Origin of the sequence: Acinetobacter sp. SwsAc6, assembly GCF_013391565.1 — a bacterium.
GTDB classification, from domain to species: Bacteria; Pseudomonadota; Gammaproteobacteria; order Pseudomonadales; family Moraxellaceae; genus Acinetobacter; species Acinetobacter cumulans.
Genome location: NZ_JACAXE010000011.1, coordinates 53,585 through 72,118 on the forward strand (window position 1 = coordinate 53,585; position 18,534 = coordinate 72,118).

The following is an 18,534-nucleotide window of genomic DNA, read 5'->3' on the forward strand; positions in this document are numbered from 1 at the left end:
TTTTTTATATCGACATAGCATAAGTATTGCTTTCGATATTTAAGCAACCGCTTGATTGTCCAGCTCTGCCCGAACCCAATCTGCGAGTAACTGAATAGCTTGCTGAACCTCAAACGATAGCTCATGCCCTGCATTGAGGCGGATGCAATTGTTATAGCGCCTGTCTTCACCAAATAAAATTCCCGGCACCAAATTAATCCCTTGTTCGGCAGCAAAATAATACAGCGCTAAACTATTAATCTGATCTGGAAATTGAAGCCACAATGCATAATTCCCTTGTGGATCATTAAGACGAAAATCTATGCCATGAAAAGCCTGCGCAATAAACTGACGGTACTGCTGTACCTGTTGTTGTAACTGGGGGCGTAATGCCGTTAAGTGCTGACGATATTCGCGGCTAAAGATAAAATCTGCCAAGCCCAATTGCAGCGGTGTATTGACTGAGACATTGCGCAGAATAATTTTTGCATGCATTGGTTTTAAGCGTGTAGGCAAACAAAACCATCCCACGCGATAAGAAGGTGATAATGACTTGGAGACAGAACCGCAATACACCACATAACCCTCTTGATCCCAATACTGAATCGGAAGCGGTCGCTGCATGCTAAAGCTACATTCGGCATAAATATCATCTTCAATCACATAGCATTGATATTTGGCAGCCAATTGCGCAATTTTTTCTTTATCTGCATTACTCAAACAAAAGCCCAAGGGATTTTGATAATTTGCAGTGAGTAAACAAACTTTAGCCCCTGACTGTTGCATGGCTTGTTCCAATCGCACCAAGTCAAAACCTTCCGTATTGGCAGGAATCTCCACAATTTTACGATTGAGTAAGGCCAGCATCTGCAATTGCCCATTATAGTTAGGGGTTGGCACAATCACGCCATCCCCTTCACGCGTCAAGCTTTGAATCATAACGGCCAATGTTGGCATGCAACCATTGCTGATATAAATCAATTCAGGGGCAATATGAAAGCCATCTTCAGCCCAATGGGCAGACAGTGCTTCACGCAGTCGAATATGCCCTTGGCGGTCGCTATATAGAAAATCTTCAGGCTTGCTGTACTTTAAGGCACGTTGAATCGAACGACTTAATGCTTTGGCTGGGACTAAATTCGGAGAAAGCTGAATTGATCCTAAATGAATGAGCTTGCTATTGATAGCGGCTTCATGAATTTCAATTTGCAGTGCTAAATTGGAAACTTCACGCATTTCCGACTTGAAATCTGGATGCTTTGGGGCATCAATAGCACAACCTGACACAGTCGAGGGACGCTGTACAAAATAGCCAGACTTAGCTTTCACATAAATCAGCCCTTGCGCTTCGAGCATTTCATAACAGCTTTTTGCTGTGTTTAGACTAATGTTATGCTGCTCAGAAAATTGACGTAATGAAGCTAAGCGCTGCCCCGCAACAATATCCCCAGCCAATATTTTCTGCCTCAGCTGCTGTGCCAGCAGCTGATATTGAAATGCCATATCTGTACCCGTTTTTTTATATTTTCTGTATCTGTATCCTAAACACTAACATATTTAAGCTTTCTGTACAGTTTTTCAAAAGGATACAGGAGCGATTCATGAGAACAATAGCCACAGCGCTCAGCCTATTCAGTTGTGCAATTGCACTTTCAGCTTGCCAGCCACAAGGCAATACCGTCGCTCAACAGCAACATTTTATTTGTAGTGCATTAATTGAAGGCTTTTTAAAAACCCAAAATCTGACCCAATATCAACTCTGGCATATTCAGCCTGCATTACAGCATGTTGCCAGTCAGCGCTTATATGTGTATCAGGCGCAGACATCTTATCAACCCCGTCTCATGCCGAGTCAAAAAAAATTGCGCTTTAACTGTGAACAAAACAGTGCTCAGCAGTTTCAAATTAAACTGGCGCCATCAGCAGAGGCAAATGGTGCAGTACCTGAAGAAACCTTGCTTAGCCTACAGTTGCCTCAGCCTGAACGGATGAAACAACTGACCGTGTATACATTGGGTTCACCGGAAAGAAAGTTTTAAACACTACTTTAAAATGTCAGGTAAGGGCGCGAAATTCTTTGGTTTTTCTAGCTCTACTTTCATTTTTTGCAGCATTTGATAAGGCTGCTGTTGAACAAACATATTCACGACTGACAAGGGAATAGCCCCTTCAGGATTGGCATAACCATAGGTCGATACTTTGACTTTTTGTGGGCCTAATTTCTGAAACGACCAATCGCCTTCATACTGATTCAGTCGGACGTAGTTTTTATTCAGCATATAGCCTTTTTTAATGGCTTTATTTTGTATGCTAATGATGCCCTGTGCATCTTTGCTCATTTTACCTTGCACAACCAAATCGCGGTCTTTTAAAGGAAATGGAAAATCCAACACCATATACAGTTGGAATTCACCTTTTTTGTCATCGCGCGATAAGACTTTCATTTGACTTAAAAAAGGCACCCATTCCATTGCATGATCCACGTCTAAAATCAGCGCCACAGCTTGTTCAATGGGAACATTAAGCGTGGTTTCTGCTTTATACATCATGATTGGGTTTTGGCTGTCTTGAATCGTCCAAACTTTAATATTGTTTTTATTAATACTGAGCTTAACGTTATCTGTAGGTGCTGCCTGTGTAGTCGCAGAACATGCGAGTACACAGGCCATCAACAAAGCTATTTTCATTCCAATTATTCGTCTTTTTAGTTTTCTTTTATTTTTATAGCGGATTTTGAAGTGCTTTTATACTTGAATATCGTTAAATCCAAGTACATCTTTCATATCATACTTACGCGCTTCACGGCCTACGACCCAAGCGGCTGCACGTACTGCACCCGCAGCAAAGTTCATACGGTTGGTCGCTTTATGCGTAATTTCCACACGTTCACCTTCACCAATAAACATCACCGTATGCTCACCGACGATATCGCCACCACGAATGGTTTGGAAACCAATGCTTTGGCGCTCACGTGGACCAGTATGGCCTTCACGGTGATATACGGCGTCTTGTTTTAAGTCACGACCCAAAGTTTCAGCAATCGCTTCACCCATCATCAGTGCAGTACCTGATGGCGCGTCAACTTTATGACGGTGATGTGCTTCAATCACTTCGATATCTACTGTGTCACCAAATACTTTTGATGCCAGTTCCAACAGTTTGATTGAAACATTCACGCCGACTGAATAGTTGGCTGCATAAACCACGGGCGTTTCTGTTGCAGATGCATCTAAATAGGCTTTTTGTTCATCATTCATGCCTGTGGTACCAATCACGATTGCGACACCATGTTCACGGCAAATTTTGAGGTGATTGACGGTAGCTACAGGTGCAGTGAAATCAATCACGACATCACAGTCCTTCACAACTTCTTCTAAACTACCGACAATTTTCACATCTAGACGGCCAATGCCAGCAAGTTCGCCTGCGTCTGCACCCAAAAGTGAGCTTTCTGGACGTTCTACAGCTGCTGCAAGTTTAAAACCTGCTTGTTCAACAGCTTGAATAAGAATACGACCCATACGGCCACCTGCCCCTAAAATGCCAATGCGTGGAGTTGCTGACATAACATTTTCCTAATGCTAGATTCAAAATTGCCCTTACTATAGCAAAACTCCTGACTTTGGCTAAGTTTGACACAAAAAAATTATGCTTTTTTCATCGCTTGCTCTGTTGCACTCACGCACGGATGAAATCCCCTATCGCAGCCTCATCTGTATTGCATTTTTTAAGTGATTTTCGATGTATCATAGGCGAGTTTTTTTTATACTGAATGAGCATGAAAAACGTCCTGTTTGCTTGTGCTGCAATATGCATTTTTTTCGCATGGCTAATGCCAGTCCATTACCGACCTTGGGTCACCTATACCGGTGAGCTATATGCGTTTATCTCCCTGATGTTTTTGATGGCGGCCTGCGTCAAAGACAAATTGTATCTTCCTAAAATTGGCTTGCCCTTTTTAGCTTTGGCCGTGTTGCCTTTTATTCAATTGGCATTCGGCCATGTGTACTTTTTTAGTATCGCATTCCTCGGATTTCTGTACATCGCTGCTTTTTGGCTCTCAATGACCTTGGGCTTTAATCTGTCTCGAGGCCCAGAACAGCGTGCAAAAACTTTTCGTTATTTAAGTTTTAGCTTCTTAATTTCAGGTGTGGCAACTGGTTTGATTGCGATTTGCCAAGCGCTGAATTTTGATGAGCCTTTAAATGCCATCATGATGAATATCAGTGGTACGACGCGTCCATTTGCCAATTTTGCCCAGCCCAACTTAATGGCAACCTTCTTGCTCATGGCCTTAATGGCAACGCTGTATTTATATGAGAAAAAAGCCCTTGCCACACGTTGGTTAGTGCTGGCCGCTTTGCCAATTTTAATCGGTGTTGTACTGAGTCAATCGCGTACCTCATGGGTCGCGAGTATTTGCATTCTGCTGTACCTTGCCTACCAACAATTCCGCCATCAGGTTCGTTTACGCTGGTTTTATAGTCTGGCGTGGTTTGGTCTGTTTCTAGGCTTAATTGTGGTGCTTCCACATGTGACACAATTACTGGCCGACAGCGCCAATATGAACGTGATTCAAGGTCGTGATCTGGCTCAACGTGCCGGTGGCGATATGTCTCGCTTGGCGATTTGGCAACAGATGGTGCATGCAGTCGCCGCACAGCCGTGGTTTGGCTATGGTTGGTACCAAACCAGTACCGCTTTTGTCAGCATCTCAGAGCATTTCCAAGGACCTGTGTGGATTCGTAGCGCACATAACTTTGTCCTCGATTTTATTCTATGGAATGGCTTTATCGTTGCGATTCCATTTTTTGCTTATCTGGCGTATTGGCTCATTCAATTACACCGCCAAGTGAACTCAGCGGAGTCTGTGGTTGCCTTGTTGATGCTCGGTGCATTCATCATTCACATGATGCTCGAATTTCCACAAAATTATGCATTCTTCTTGATTCCTGCAGGCTTTATTTTGGGTACGCTACAAGCGCAATATGCACAAACCAAAACCGTAGCACTGCCTGCACTGGGCAATAAACTGATTTTGGTTTTTGGTTTAGCCATGTTGGCCTTGGTCTACCGTGATTACGACACGCTGGTGCCGAAGTTGGGCAATGTCTATAAAAATGAACTACAGCCTGAAAAAATCACCAATCATGATCGAATTTATGTACTAACCGAATTGGATCAACGGATTAATTTTATTCTGATTGATCCGTTTACCCAGTTAAGCCCACAACAACTGCAAATGGCAGGTGAAATGGCACGTAGCTATCCAACCCGTTATCACATCATTAAATACGCTAAAATGCTGGCATTTAATGGTTATGAAGCCGAAGCGAAACATCAGCTCAAACTACTGGCGATTATCCAAAAAACGGATATGGACTATGACAGCTTACTTAACGGTGCGCCAAAGCAACCTTAAGGCTGTTTAAGCACATAAAAAAAAGCGCCTTGAGGCGCTTTTTTTTATGCTTTCGATGGCATTGACTGCATGACTTAGTCAAATAAGCGATCTAAAAACGATTTTTTCTTCGGAGAAGATTTACCGCCTTCTTCACTTTCCATACTCGCTTGTAATTCTTTGAGTAACTCACGTTGACGAGTAGTCAAATTCACAGGTGTTTCCACCACAATACGGCAAAGTAAATCACCTTGCATGCTGGTACGTACAGGTTTTACCCCTTTGCCACGTAAACGGAATAACTTACCAGTTTGCGTACCTTCAGGCACTTTCAAGCTGACACGGCCATCGAGTGTTGGAATCTGAATTTCTTTACCTAAAGCCGCATCAGCAATGCTTACAGGCACGTCCATATACAGATCTGCACCATCACGTTGGAAAATCTCGTGTTCACGGACAACCACTTCTACGTACAAGTCGCCTGATTGGCCGTCACGAATCGCTTCGCCTTTACCGCTTAAACGTACGCGATCGCCATTGTCTACGCCTGCAGGAATAGTGACTTCCAAAGTTTGCTGACGGTCAGACACACCTGAACCATGACATGTATTACATGGGTTCTTAATGATTTTGCCTTGACCACGGCACGTATTACAGGTTTGCTGTACAGAGAAGAAACCTTGCTGCATACGCACTTGACCCGCGCCATGACAGGTTTTACAGGTTTCAACGTCGTTAGGATTTTTAGAGCCTTTACCATCACAAGTTTCACACGGCGCAGGCGCAGTGAACGTAATGGTTTTTTTCACGCCCTTCACCGCTTCTTCAAGGGTGAGTTCCATCACATAACGTAAGTCTGAACCACGGCGTGCGCGTTGCTGACCACCACGGCCACCACCACCAAAAGCACCACCGAAAATGTCACCGAACTGGCTGAAAATGTCTTCAGCGCTGAAACCACCGCCAAAGCCACCACCGCCGCCCATACCGCCTTCAAATGCTTGATGGCCCATACGGTCGTACATGCTACGCTTTTCGCTGTCTGAAAGAACTTCATAAGCTTCAGCAGCTTCTTTGAATTTCTCTTCAGCTTCTGGGTTATCTGGGTTACGGTCAGGGTGATACTTCATCGCCAACTTACGGTAGGCTTTTTTAATTTCATCATCACCTGCGGTTTTAGATACGCCTAAAACCTCATAATAATCACGTTTAGCCATGTCTGGCGATGCTCCTCACGGAATTTATTTAATACTGGGCTGTGGTCTGAAATTGGGGGATCAAACCATTTTTTCAAGGGTCAGCAATGAAAAAAATAAAGACGAGTTAAAAAACTGCTTTATTTTTAAAGAATTTAGATAAGCCTTGTACCCATGCATTTAACAAATATAAAAATGCAATGGCACTAAAAATAACGCCAGCAACAGTGCAACCTGTTACCCATAGCGCGCTGTCCCAATAAAAGAAGAAGAGTGGAATAAACCAAAGTGCTGCAAACAAAGCCAAAATAGTGAAAATTACGATACTACGCATCACCCAAAATGCCTGTGCTTGTAACCAAACTTCAGCGGAATCGACCTGTGTGACTTTACGTGCCAGCCAATACGCTAACACCCCACTAACCACGGTAAAAATCGCCAAAAACATGAAGACGTAAGAAATCGCAATATAGCGCCGATACTTGATCAGTTTATCTGTCGTCATGTCTGATTTAACCCCATACACTGCCCTGTGAATCTTTACCCCGAACAGTGTTTGTCTTATAAAAATTTTCAGCAAAGATTTAGGTGCTACTATATTGAAAAAAACAATATTTCGCACCCATTTTTACACTTTCTCAGGACTTTTTTTCACCTTAAACCACTGTGCATACAAGGCTGGCAAGAAGAATAATGTTAACAGTGTCGCAACAATCAAACCGCCCATAATCGCAACGGCCATCGGACCGAAGAAAATACTGCGCGATAATGGAATCATGGCCAAAACCGCAGCCAATGCTGTGAGTACAATCGGACGACAACGACGTACCGTCGCATCCAGAATTGAATCCCAAGGATCATGCCCTGCTTGGATATCTTGTTCAATCTGATCAATCAAAATCAGTGAGTTTCGCATGATCATCCCTGACAGCGCGATGGTGCCCAACATGGCCACAAAACCAAATGGCTTATTAAAAAGTAGCAAGAATAAAACTACGCCAATAATGCCCAGTGGTGCAGTCAAAAACACAATAAAGGTTCGCGACATACTTTTGAGCTGAATCATCAGCAAGGTCAGCACCACAGCAAGGAACATTGGCATACCTGCATTCACAGAAGATTGACCTTTTGCAGACTCTTCTACTGTGCCACCCACTTCCAGCAAATAACCATTTGGTAGTGCTGCACGCAATTTTGCCAATGGCTCTGCAAGCTCATTGACCACCGTTGCAGGCTGTAGTTGACTACGAATATCCGCCCGTACAGTAATGGTCGGTAACCGATTACGATGCCAGATCAAACCGTCTTCAAACGCATATTCAATTTTAGCAATTTGCGCTAAAGGTACAGATTGACCTGACGCCGTAGGTACAGCCAAACTACTGAGTGAACCTACATCAACACGGTCAACTTGGTCGCCGCGCATACGGATTTCAATCAAATCACGTTTTTCACGGTATTGATTGACTGATGCACCGCTAATTGCACTGCTTAAGAAATTAGATAAATCTAAACTGCTGATGCCCAATTGGCGTGCACGATCTTGATCGATGTTCAGTTGAATAACTTTACTTGGCTCGCCCCAATCTAAATGGACATTGGTACTATTTGGATTCGCACTAATTGTAGCTGCGACTTTTTGTGCCCATTCACGCACTACGTCCAAGTTTTCACCTGAGACTCGAAATTGTAATGGATAGCCCACAGGTGGGCCATTTTCCAATAAAGACACCCGTGTACGCGCCTCAGGTAACAGCACACGAATTTTGTCACTCAAATTACGGCGAATTTCATCTCGATCATCGAGTGATGATGCCAGCACGACAAATTGTGCAAAGCTAGCCTGTGGTAATTGTTGATCTAAGGGCAAATAGAAACGTGGTGAACCAGTGCCGACATAAGCCACAAAGTTATCAATGCCTTGTTGTTTCGATAAAAAATACTCGACTTTACGTACAGCAGCTTCAGTGGCTTTTAAAGATGCCCCTTCTTCAAGTTTAATATCGACTAAAATTTCGGCACGGTTCGACGGTGGGAAAAATTGTTGTGGCACCAGTTTAAACATCATCACTGACAACACAAAAATGGCCACCGTGGTTGCAATCACAGTTTTACGATAGGTCACACAAATATTCACCCATCGCTTAAAGCCCTGATAAAACTTGGTTTGATAAGGATCATGATGCTCACCAGCATGATGAACCACAGGTGCAGGCTCAGGTTGTTTTCTTAAACGTGCCAACAAGCGTGCATACCACGGCGCTTTTTGTACCAGGTCTTTATTAAAATCGGGGAGCAGTTTGTCTCCTAAATAAGGCACAAATAGGACTGCCGCAAACCACGACACAATCAGTGCAATCGTGACCACTTGGAAAATTGAGCGGGTATATTCACCAGTACTCGATGCAGCCGTGGCAATCGGTAAAAAGCCCGCTGCAGTAATCAAGGTTCCCGTTAACATTGGAAATGCTGTGGTACGCCATGCATGACCAGCCGCTTGTATACGGCTATAGCCTTGCTCCATTTTAATTGCCATCATTTCTACGGCAATAATGGCGTCATCGACCAACAGACCCAAGGCTAGAATTAAAGCCCCTAGAGAAATTTTGTGTAAGCCGACATCGAGCATATTCATGCCCGCAAAGGTCATGGCCAAGACCAATGGAATGGAAAATGCCACCACCAATCCTGTACGAAAGCCCAAAGAGAAAAAGCTCACCAGCAGAACAATAATCACCGCTTCTGCCAAGACTTTCATGAACTCGTTTACACTGCGCTTTACTGCCACAGGCTGGTCTGAAACCTTCTGTAATTTCATGCCCAGTGGTAATGATTTTTGCAGTTGTGCAAATTCAGTTTCGAGGTTTTTCCCCAATGCCAGAATGTCTCCACCCTTGCGCATAGACACCGCAATACCAATGCCATTTTCACCCATAAAACGCATACGAGGCTGTGCTGGATCGCTAAAGCCACGGTAAATATCAGCCACATCGCCCAATTGAATGGTTTGACCATTTACCAGTAAGGGCATTTTTTTCAGTTCTTCAACCGTTTTTAAACTACCACTGGCACGCACTTGAATGCGGTCTGACTGCGTTTCAAAAAAGCCTGCACTGGCCACTGTATTTTGCTGTTGTAAGGCTTGCTGAATCGCAGAAACAGGCACACCCAATTGGGCAGCCTTGGTATTGGACATTTCAATCCAAATCTTTTGATCTTGTAGGCCAATCAAATCGACTTTGCTGACATCCCGCACGCGTTGCAATTGCAGTTGTAAACGGTCGGCATAGTCTTTCAGCGTGGCATAGTCAAAGTCTTTGCCTGTCAGTACATAAATATTGCCAAAGGTATCGCCAAATTCATCATTAAAAAATGGCCCTTGCACCCCACTAGGCAACTGATGACGAATGTCATTCACCTTTTTACGCACCGTATACCAAACGTCTGGAATATCTTTTGAACGCAAAGAATCTTTGGCAACAAAGGTCACCATAGACTCACCTGGACGTGAAAACGCCATAATGCGCTCATAATTGCCCGTGGTCATGAGTTCTTTTTCAATGCGATCTGTGACTTGTAAAGACACCTCTTCCGCTGTTGCACCCGGCCAATAGGTCTGAATGATCATGACCTTAAAAGTAAATGGCGGGTCTTCACTTTGTGCTAATTTCGAGTATGAAAATACCCCAACGATGCCCAAGAGGATCATAAAATAAAGGACCAAACCTTTATTTTTGAGCGCCCATTCCGACAGGTTAAAATTCATTTTTAACCCCCAGCTCGAACAGTCACCGCACGATTTTCTCGGTCAATCGGACGTATTTTTTGTTTATCTCGTAATAAATGCACACCGCCAATCACCACATAATCTGAAGGTGCTAAACCACTCAACACAGGTACGCTGTCACGGCCATAGGCACCTAAGCTCACAGGGACTTTATGTACCGTATTGTCCGCTTTCACCGTTAACACATAGGCTTGTTGCCCTTGTGCAGACACACTTGATAATGGAATGTTTAAGGTTTCATGAGTCGCAGTATTTAAAAATACCCGTGCACTTTGTCCCAGTTGAATCACACCTGAGCCTTCACGCAAAGCGACTTTGACACGATACGTGCGCGACTGATCCGCTGCAGGTGCAATTTCACGGACATAGGCTTGAAACTTTTCTTCAGGCTTCGACCACAGACTCACTTCTGCAACTTGCCCTGTTTTTATGCTTGAAATGAGCTGCTCAGGTACACCCACCACGACATCTCGCTCACCATCAATCGCCAGCTGATACACCGCCTGCCCTGCAGACACCACTTGCCCAACTTCTAAATTACGCTGTGTAATCACACCGTTTTTACTTGCAATTAATTGGTTATATTGCGTTTGGTTTGCGCTGGCGTCGTCATTTGATTGCGCTTGTTTTAAACTCGACATCGCTGCTTTATATTGATTTTCAACAGCATCATATTGTGAACGGCTAACAGCATTCATTGGCAGTAATTGCTGATAACGCTTGAGTTCATCACCTGCTATTTTGGCAGCAGATTGCGCACTTTCTAATTGCGCACGCGTGGCATTTTTTTGTAATTCTGCATCTTTTACATCTAAACGCGCTAAGACCTGCCCAACTTTGACCTGATCACCGACATCCACATAACGTTCGACCACCTGCCCTGCGACACGAAAAGCCAACGCAGTTTGTTGGCGCGCTTGCACTTCACCTGCATAGCTTTTTTGCTCAGCATGACTGCTACTTGCTTGCGCCACCATGACCAAAGGAACTTCCTGTTCCGTAGGTGCATCATGATGACTACACCCCCACAAGGTCACACTACAAACGATGATTATGCCTATACAGGCGGTCTTGATCGTACTCATGAACTTAGGCTCTTATCTAAAGTTGTTTTTTCAGGCAATATAGACGAAATTAAAATGGTTATTTTTTAATTAATAAACTATACGGCACATTAATTACCTATTTAAGGTAAAATCAATGACTTTAATGACATTTTGGAAACTTTTTTAGCAAATGACTGCTGGCCGACCGAAAGATTTAGAAAAACGTAAACGGATTTTAGATGCCGCAAAAATTCTATTTTTAGAATGTGGTTACCACGGCTGTAGCATGAATAAAATTGCACAAAAAGCCGATGTCACCAAACTGACGGTATATAACCATTTTCAAGACAAAGAAAGCTTGTTTACCTGTGCAATTGCAGAAACCTGTGATTCTCTGATTAATGCTCGTCCAATGGTATTAAGCCCTGATAGTAATTTCATTCAAGCATTTATCAGTGCTTGTGAGCTCACCTTAAATTTAGTGAATTTACCCGAAGCACTCAAAATGGAATATTTATTGTTGGAGTTGGCTTCACAGCATAATCCACTGGCACAGCAGTTTTATAATGCATCTCATCAAAAACTCAGTGCCTTATGGCAAAACTTTTTTGACCAAGCCGTGGCGCTAAAGTTTATTCAACCTGCTGCTGAGCGTGAACATCTGCTGTTATTGTTTTCTTTACTGTTAGGTATGCGCCACCATGAAGTCCTCATGGGAGTCCGTGAAATCCCCAATCCTCAAGAGCAGGAACAGATTATTCAATCCGCGCTAAAGTTATTTTTACTGCGCTATTCGCCTCAAGCCTAGCTGGCATTTAGCTTAAACCTTCACATTCTGCTGTTTTGGCATTCAGTTTGCTAATTAATACACAAAACAAATCCGACTTTTGTCGAGGTTTCACTTGGCAAGACCAAGATTCGCGCTATAGTCAAAATCAAGGACATACGGAGAATGTAGAATGATTCAACAAATTGATGCTCCACTAAGAGAAGATGTACGCCTGCTGGGAAATTTATTGGGTGAAACCCTGAAACAGCAGGCTGGACAAGATTTGTTTAATCAAATTGAACAAATTCGTGCCTTGGCCAAGGGTGCACGTGATGGTCAAGCCGAAGCTGAAAAAGAACTCGAAAAATTATTTTTAAGCCTAGAAGACCATGAAATTCTGCCGCTTACCCGCGCTTTTACCCACTTTCTAAATTTTGCCAATATTGCAGAACAATATAATGTGGTGCGTAGCCGTCGCCAAAGCGAATTTGATGAGCACGCTCCATCACCAAATCCTTTAGATCACTTATTTCAAAAATTTAAAGATCGCGACATCAGTTCAGAAACGCTGTATCAACAAATTTGCGAACTCAAAATTGAATTGGTCTTAACTGCGCATCCAACAGAAGTCAGCCGTCGCACCTTGATTCAAAAATATGACGGCATCAATGACTGTCTATTTAAAATGGATCAGCAAAAACTCACGCCACGTGAACGCAGCGCAGTTTTAGATGATTTAAAACAATTGATTTGCTCTGCATGGCAAACTGATGAAATTCGTCAGCACCGCCCGACTCCAGTAGATGAAGCCAAATGGGGCTTTACCACTATTGAGCAAACCTTATGGAATGCTGTGCCGAAGTTTATGCGTGAATTGGACGGCATGGTGGCAGAACATTGTGGTCAATCTTTACCACTCACCATCGCGCCAGTTCGCTTTGCCTCTTGGATGGGCGGTGACCGTGACGGTAACCCCAATGTCACCCATGACATCACTCAAGAGGTGCTGTGGTTATCTCGTTGGAAAGCTGCTGATTTATATGTGCGTGATATTGAAGCCCTGCGTTGGGAACTGTCGATTGAACAATGTAGCGATGAACTACGAACAGCCTTAGGCAAAGAACACGCTGAACCCTACCGCGAATATTTACGTGACACACGCCAACGCCTGAAAGCCACACGTTTTTGGCTGACAGAAAAACTACGTGGCCATGATGCCGACGACAGCCAAGTGATTAAAAGTAAGGATGAACTGCTTCAGCCGCTTTTACTCTGCTATCGTTCGCTCATCGCATGCGATTTGCCTGAAATTGCCAACGGTAAACTGTTGGACTTCATTCATCGCGTAAATTGCTTTGGCATTGAATTATTAAAGCTGGATATTCGTCAGGAATCTGGGCGCCATCGCCAAGCGATTTCTGCCATTACCGAATACTTGGGCTTAGGTAATTTTGAAACATGGACAGAACAAGCACGACAAAATTTCTTGCTCCAAGAACTTCAAAGCAAACGTCCATTATTACCTAAACATCTGAGTGAGCCTGAAGGTAGTCTGATTTGCCATCCAGATGTGCAAGAAGTGTTTGCGACCATGCGCACATTGGCCTCACAGCCAAGTGAAAGTTTGGGAGCTTATATTATTTCCATGGCCGAATACCCAAGTGATGTATTGGCAGTATTATTACTGCAAAAAGAAGCGGGCATTTTACATCCCTTACGTGTCGTTCCTTTATTTGAAACCCTCAAAGATTTAGATGGCGCATCTAAAACCATGAACACCCTATTTAATATGCATTGGTATAAACAGCATATTCAGGGTAAACATGAAGTGATGATCGGCTATTCGGACTCAGCCAAAGATGCTGGCTTTATGTCTGCCAATTGGGCACAGTACCGTGCGCAAGAAGAACTGACTGAAATTGCTAAAAATCATGCAGTGCAGTTGACCTTATTCCATGGTCGTGGCGGTTCAATTAGTCGCGGTGGTGCACCAACTCAACAAGCTTTGTTCTCTCAACCGCCAGGTTCGATCTCTGGGGCTATTCGTGTAACCGAACAAGGCGAAATGATCCGCTTCAAATTTGGTTTAGAAGGCATTGCGCTCCAAAATCTTGAGATCTATACCGCGGCTACGCTCGAAGCTACATTGCTTCCACCACCAGTGCCGAAACCAGAATGGCGCGAGCTCATGCACAGCATGACGGACCTCTCTGTACAGGTCTACCGCCAAACAGTGCGTGAAAACCCACACTTCGTGAAATACTTACGTACGGTTACCCCTGAACTCGAACTACAAATGCTGCCGTTGGGTTCACGCCCAGCCAAACGTAAAGTCAGTGGCGGGATCGAATCTTTACGCGCGATTCCATGGGTATTTGCATGGACACAAATCCGTTTGATGCTCCCTGCATGGTTAGGTACAGGTGCAGCCATTAACCAAGTGCTCGACCAAGGCCAAAAAGCCATGCTTGAGGACATGCTACATCAGTGGCCTTATTTCCAAACCTTAATTGATATGTTGGAAATGGTGCTCTCCAAAGCAGACAGTCATGTGGCTTTATATTATGAAGCGCATCTGACTCAAGATGAAGATTTGAAAGTTTTAGGTGAAGAGCTACGTCAACGTTTACGTGATGCGGTGCAAACACTTTTAGCGCTCAAAGGTGAATCTAAACTGCTCAGTAGCAATGATGTTTTAGATCAATCCATGAAAGTGCGTAAGCCATATTTATTACCATTGCATCTGCTCCAAGCTGAATTAATGAAACGACGCCGCGCTTACTTGGCCAATTGTCAGGCAGAAAATACCCCTGTCGATCATGCACTGATGGTCAGCATTGCAGGTATTGCTGCTGGGCTACGCAATACAGGCTAAGTTAAACACTGTATTTTTTTAGCATAAATAAAGCACATCGCCATGATGTGCTTTATTTATAAGCGATTGCGAGAAACATCCACAATTTATTTATATCAAGAATAAGATTTATTTATAACTAAACAGCTCGATACAATTGGCGATTAATAACTGATTTCACTTTATTTTTAAATACCAAAACTTTTACCATGCGGTAAAACAATCGAAAAGTCAGTACATTAGTTTTAACGTTTTTTTTACTCAATGATTAAATCTTCCAAAAAAGAAGCGTATGATGTGCACAATTTATCTTTTGAGTGCTCATTTTATGTCCAGTTGGTTTCCCAAATGGCGTCCGTATAAAGACAGTATTGATGCACGTCCTGTAGGCACTAATGAATATTTGCCCCCTGCACAAAGTGTAGTTTTGGGCATACAACATGCCTTTGCAATGTTTGGGGCAACGGTACTTGCACCCTTCTTAATGGGTTTTGATCCAAACCTCGCAATTTTGATGTCAGGTCTATGTACCGTACTCTTCTTCTTTATGACGGGTGGTCGTGTACCTAGCTATTTAGGTTCAAGTTTTGCCTTTATTGGGGTGGTTATTGCTGCCACAGGCTATGCAGCCTCTGGTACTGGTGCTCCAAATGCCAATATTGCCATGGCTGCTGGCGGGATTATTGCCTGCGGTGTGCTCTACACGATTTTTGGTTTTATCGTGATGGCTACGGGTACACGCTGGATTGAAAAACTTATGCCACCTGTAGTAACAGGTGCTGTAGTAATGATTATTGGTCTTAACCTTGCACCAGTCACTGTTAAAGGCGTAATGGGTAATAACTTTAATATGTGGATGTCATTGGTTACTGTGCTTTGTATGGGTTCTATTGCCGTATTCACCAAAGGCCTTTTACAACGCTTATTACTATTGGTGGGCTTGCTTTCAGCATATTTCATCTACTTTATCGTATCGAATGTAATGGGATATGGCACACCAATCAACTTTACGCCAATCCAACAAGCGGCTTGGTTTGGTATTCCACAGTTCCATTCACCAGAATTTAATGTCAATGCCATGCTAATTATTGCACCGATTGCATTGATTTTAGTGGCTGAAAACTTAGGTCATATTAAAGCAGTTGGCGCAATGACAGGCGAAAACCTCGATCCACATATTGGTAAAGCTTTTGTCGCTGATGGTGTTGCAACGACTTTATCGGGTAGTGTGGGTGGCCCTGGGATGACCACTTATGGTGAAAATATTGGCGTCATGGCGGTTACACGCGTTTATTCAACGATTATTTTTGTTGTCGCGGGTATTTTCGCAATCTTCTTAGGCCTGTCACCAAAATTTGGTGCAATCATTCATACCATTCCGAGTGCGATTTTAACTGGTGCATCTATTGTGGTGTTTGGTTTAATTACCATTGCTGGTGCCAAAATTTGGATTGAAAACAAAGTCGATTTTTCACAAAACAAAAACCTCATGGTAGCTGCGGTTACGATTATTTTAGGTACGGGTGACTTTGCACTACAATTTGGTAGCTTTAACCTAGGTGGTATTGGTACTGCAACTTTCGCAGCCCTTATTCTCAACTGGTTCTTTAGCCTTGCAGACAAATCTAAATAATTGAACAATATTTTAAGCAGCCAAATGGCTGCTTTTTTTATGCCTATAGAGTGCATATTTGGCTTATTCGATATGAGTAAAACCTCTAAAGGTCCAACTTAAAGCGACCTTATAATGCTTCAGGACGACCAAAGTAATAACCTTGGAATGCCGTACAGCCATTGTCTTTGAGTAATTGGAACTGTTCTAAAGTTTCCACACCCTCTGCAACAACGTTTAACTCTAATGCTGCCGCCAAAGCAATAATGGTTTTTACAATCGCTAAATCACGCGGGTTTTCACTAATATGTTCAACAAAAGCGCGGTCAATTTTCAATTGGCGTAGAGGCAACATTCTTAAATAATTTAAAGATGAATACCCTGTCCCAAAGTCATCCATAGAAAAGTTAAAACCCGCTTCAATGAGGCGATGCATTTTAGCGATTGAACTGTCCATGTCGGTATAAAACATACTTTCGGTCAGTTCCAAGCGTAAACGGCTTGGACAAATACCGTATGCATGAACCAACTGAATGACCTCTTGATCAAAATTAATTGCTCTAAATTGCCCGACACTAATATTGACTGAAATTGTCCAATGCGCACATTCGGGGATATCACGCCATGCTTGTAACTGCTGACATGCCATGTTGAGAACTTTTTGACCTACTTCATGAATCATGCTGGATTTTTCAATCTCAGCCATAAAATGTCCAGGTAAAACCAAGCCTTTTTCAGGATGTTGCCAACGAATTAAAGCTTCATAACCAATAATCTGCTGGGAATCATTGACGATTCGTTGATAGTACAGTTCAAACTCGTCATGTTGTAATGCACGACTTAAGTCATTAATTAATTTTGCTTTCAATACAATGCTTTCTTCAATTAAAGGATCAAAAACCGCAATACAATTTTTACCATTGCCTTTGGCATGATACAGCGCCATATCGGCATATTTTAAAAAGGCATTTTCAGATAAATTAAAGTCTTTAAAAATAAATACGCCACTACTGGACGTGGTATGAACACTTTGCTCATTTAAAAAATAGGGTTTATTTAATTCTGTTTTGAGCTTATTCGCCACCTGCAATACCGCGTCATGCGCTTCTTCATATTGCATGGATAAATTCGACACGATCACCAAAAACTCATCGCCACCTAAGCGAATAATCGAATTAGGCTGTGGGGTGTTAAGTAAAAGACGGGTAGCCACCATTTTCAGTAGGCTATCCCCTACACTGTGCCCTAATGTGTCATTAATATTTTTAAAATTATCCAAATCCAGCATGATCATCGCGCTATACATGCCATTGCTACGATTAGAAGCAATTACTTGCTTCATATAATCTTGCATATAGCGCCGATTAGGCAGACTGGTTAACTCGTCATGCAAGGCCATGTAGCGGGCATGATCTTCGGACTGTTTGAGCTGCGTAATATCCGTTCGAATTGCAATGTACTGTTGCAACATGCCGTGCCGATCTTTAAAAGGAACGATCGTGGTGTCCACCCAATACAGTTCACCCTGCTTATTTCGATTACAAATTTCACCATTCCAGATTTTGCCTTGAGCAATGGTGCCCCACATTTGCTTAAAGAAACTACGTGGATGGCAACCTGAATTAATAATTTTATGCGTAGAACCCAGCAATTCCTCACGTGAATATTTAGAAATATCACAGAATTTCTGATTCACATGGGTAATTACGCCTTGAGTATCTGTAATCGCAACAATTGAATGTGCATCAATAGCAACTTGATAGTTTTCAAGCTCATTAACGATCTTGCTATATTGAAATTGGGAATCCATAGGCAATAAAAAGTGACTTTAGTCATGGACATAAGGCATGCATTATTTCATTTTTAATGTGAATGTTAAATGAAATATTA

At 42.9% G+C, this 18,534-nt stretch carries 13 protein-coding genes; 5 read left to right on the plus strand and 8 right to left on the minus strand.

Features of this window, described 5'->3' with window-relative positions; all coding sequences use genetic code 11:
* Positions 1-39: 39 nt before the first annotated feature.
* Positions 40-1,482, minus strand: a complete 1,443-nt coding sequence (locus HYG93_RS09595) for a PLP-dependent aminotransferase family protein (protein ID WP_120364603.1) — start codon at positions 1,480-1,482, stop codon at positions 40-42.
* Between the two features lie 98 nt (positions 1,483-1,580).
* On the opposite strand from HYG93_RS09595, the gene HYG93_RS09600 reads away from it, so the two are divergent.
* Positions 1,581-2,018: a hypothetical protein gene (locus tag HYG93_RS09600; protein ID WP_120364604.1), complete on the plus strand. Its 438-nt coding sequence runs from the start codon at positions 1,581-1,583 to the stop codon at positions 2,016-2,018.
* A 3-nt stretch (positions 2,019-2,021) separates the two neighbouring features.
* On the opposite strand, the gene HYG93_RS09605 is transcribed toward HYG93_RS09600, so the two are convergent.
* On the minus strand, positions 2,022-2,666 hold the full coding sequence (locus HYG93_RS09605; RefSeq protein ID WP_120365779.1) for an START domain-containing protein: 645 nt from the start codon (positions 2,664-2,666) through the stop codon (positions 2,022-2,024).
* A gap of 57 nt (positions 2,667-2,723) precedes the next feature.
* Positions 2,724-3,545 (minus strand): 4-hydroxy-tetrahydrodipicolinate reductase, encoded by an 822-nt coding sequence (gene dapB, locus HYG93_RS09610; protein WP_117007684.1) that lies wholly within the window; start codon positions 3,543-3,545, stop codon positions 2,724-2,726.
* 212 nt (positions 3,546-3,757) lie between these two features.
* Here dapB and HYG93_RS09615 point away from each other — a divergent pair, with 212 nt between their 5' ends.
* Positions 3,758-5,401: a PglL family O-oligosaccharyltransferase gene (locus HYG93_RS09615; RefSeq protein WP_178962439.1), complete on the plus strand. Its 1,644-nt coding sequence runs from the start codon at positions 3,758-3,760 to the stop codon at positions 5,399-5,401.
* Between the two features lie 74 nt (positions 5,402-5,475).
* Here HYG93_RS09615 and dnaJ read toward each other — a convergent pair whose 3' ends face one another.
* The 4 genes from dnaJ to HYG93_RS09635 form a co-directional block, all read right to left on the minus strand.
* Positions 5,476-6,597 (minus strand): molecular chaperone DnaJ, encoded by a 1,122-nt coding sequence (gene dnaJ, locus HYG93_RS09620; protein WP_106985630.1) that lies wholly within the window; start codon positions 6,595-6,597, stop codon positions 5,476-5,478.
* 106 nt (positions 6,598-6,703) lie between these two features.
* Positions 6,704-7,081: a hypothetical protein gene (locus tag HYG93_RS09625; protein WP_106985631.1), complete on the minus strand. Its 378-nt coding sequence runs from the start codon at positions 7,079-7,081 to the stop codon at positions 6,704-6,706.
* Positions 7,082-7,204: 123 nt separating this feature from the next.
* Positions 7,205-10,342: an efflux RND transporter permease subunit gene (locus HYG93_RS09630; protein ID WP_178962440.1), complete on the minus strand. Its 3,138-nt coding sequence runs from the start codon at positions 10,340-10,342 to the stop codon at positions 7,205-7,207.
* Between the two features lie 2 nt (positions 10,343-10,344).
* Complete coding sequence (locus HYG93_RS09635; protein ID WP_106985633.1) at positions 10,345-11,448, minus strand: efflux RND transporter periplasmic adaptor subunit; 1,104 nt, start codon at positions 11,446-11,448, stop codon at positions 10,345-10,347.
* 151 nt (positions 11,449-11,599) lie between these two features.
* Here HYG93_RS09635 and HYG93_RS09640 point away from each other — a divergent pair, with 151 nt between their 5' ends.
* The 3 genes from HYG93_RS09640 to HYG93_RS09650 all read left to right on the plus strand — a co-directional run bounded on the left by HYG93_RS09640 (position 11,600) and on the right by HYG93_RS09650 (position 16,665).
* The gene (locus HYG93_RS09640; protein ID WP_106985634.1) at positions 11,600-12,217 is read left to right on the plus strand and encodes a TetR/AcrR family transcriptional regulator; all 618 of its coding nucleotides are present in this window, start codon (positions 11,600-11,602) and stop codon (positions 12,215-12,217) included.
* 151 nt (positions 12,218-12,368) lie between these two features.
* Positions 12,369-15,053 carry a phosphoenolpyruvate carboxylase gene (ppc, locus tag HYG93_RS09645; RefSeq protein WP_106985635.1) on the plus strand — a complete coding sequence of 895 codons (2,685 nt, stop codon included), beginning with the start codon at positions 12,369-12,371 and terminating at the stop codon, positions 15,051-15,053.
* Positions 15,054-15,360: 307 nt separating this feature from the next.
* Positions 15,361-16,665: a solute carrier family 23 protein gene (locus tag HYG93_RS09650; RefSeq protein ID WP_117007680.1), complete on the plus strand. Its 1,305-nt coding sequence runs from the start codon at positions 15,361-15,363 to the stop codon at positions 16,663-16,665.
* Between the two features lie 109 nt (positions 16,666-16,774).
* On the opposite strand, the gene HYG93_RS09655 is transcribed toward HYG93_RS09650, so the two are convergent.
* Positions 16,775-18,454 carry a bifunctional diguanylate cyclase/phosphodiesterase gene (locus HYG93_RS09655; protein WP_120365778.1) on the minus strand — a complete coding sequence of 560 codons (1,680 nt, stop codon included), beginning with the start codon at positions 18,452-18,454 and terminating at the stop codon, positions 16,775-16,777.
* Between the last annotated feature and the right edge of the window lie 80 nt (positions 18,455-18,534).

Bases quoted from the DNA above. Each gene is read 5' to 3' on its own strand.
- HYG93_RS09615 (WP_178962439.1), top strand. From the start codon at position 3,758: ATGAAAAACGTCCTGTTTGCTTGTGCTGCAATATGCATTTTTTTCGCA.
- HYG93_RS09650 (WP_117007680.1), top strand. From the start codon at position 15,361: ATGTCCAGTTGGTTTCCCAAATGGCGTCCGTATAAAGACAGTATTGAT.
- HYG93_RS09625 (WP_106985631.1), bottom strand. From the start codon at position 7,081: ATGACGACAGATAAACTGATCAAGTATCGGCGCTATATTGCGATTTCT.
- HYG93_RS09605 (WP_120365779.1), bottom strand. From the start codon at position 2,666: ATGAAAATAGCTTTGTTGATGGCCTGTGTACTCGCATGTTCTGCGACT.
- HYG93_RS09640 (WP_106985634.1), top strand. From the start codon at position 11,600: ATGACTGCTGGCCGACCGAAAGATTTAGAAAAACGTAAACGGATTTTA.
- HYG93_RS09600 (WP_120364604.1), top strand. From the start codon at position 1,581: ATGAGAACAATAGCCACAGCGCTCAGCCTATTCAGTTGTGCAATTGCA.
- ppc (WP_106985635.1), top strand. From the start codon at position 12,369: ATGATTCAACAAATTGATGCTCCACTAAGAGAAGATGTACGCCTGCTG.
- HYG93_RS09630 (WP_178962440.1), bottom strand. From the start codon at position 10,342: ATGAATTTTAACCTGTCGGAATGGGCGCTCAAAAATAAAGGTTTGGTC.
- dnaJ (WP_106985630.1), bottom strand. From the start codon at position 6,597: ATGGCTAAACGTGATTATTATGAGGTTTTAGGCGTATCTAAAACCGCA.
- dapB (WP_117007684.1), bottom strand. From the start codon at position 3,545: ATGTCAGCAACTCCACGCATTGGCATTTTAGGGGCAGGTGGCCGTATG.
- HYG93_RS09595 (WP_120364603.1), bottom strand. From the start codon at position 1,482: ATGGCATTTCAATATCAGCTGCTGGCACAGCAGCTGAGGCAGAAAATA.
- HYG93_RS09655 (WP_120365778.1), bottom strand. From the start codon at position 18,454: ATGGATTCCCAATTTCAATATAGCAAGATCGTTAATGAGCTTGAAAAC.
- HYG93_RS09635 (WP_106985633.1), bottom strand. From the start codon at position 11,448: ATGAGTACGATCAAGACCGCCTGTATAGGCATAATCATCGTTTGTAGT.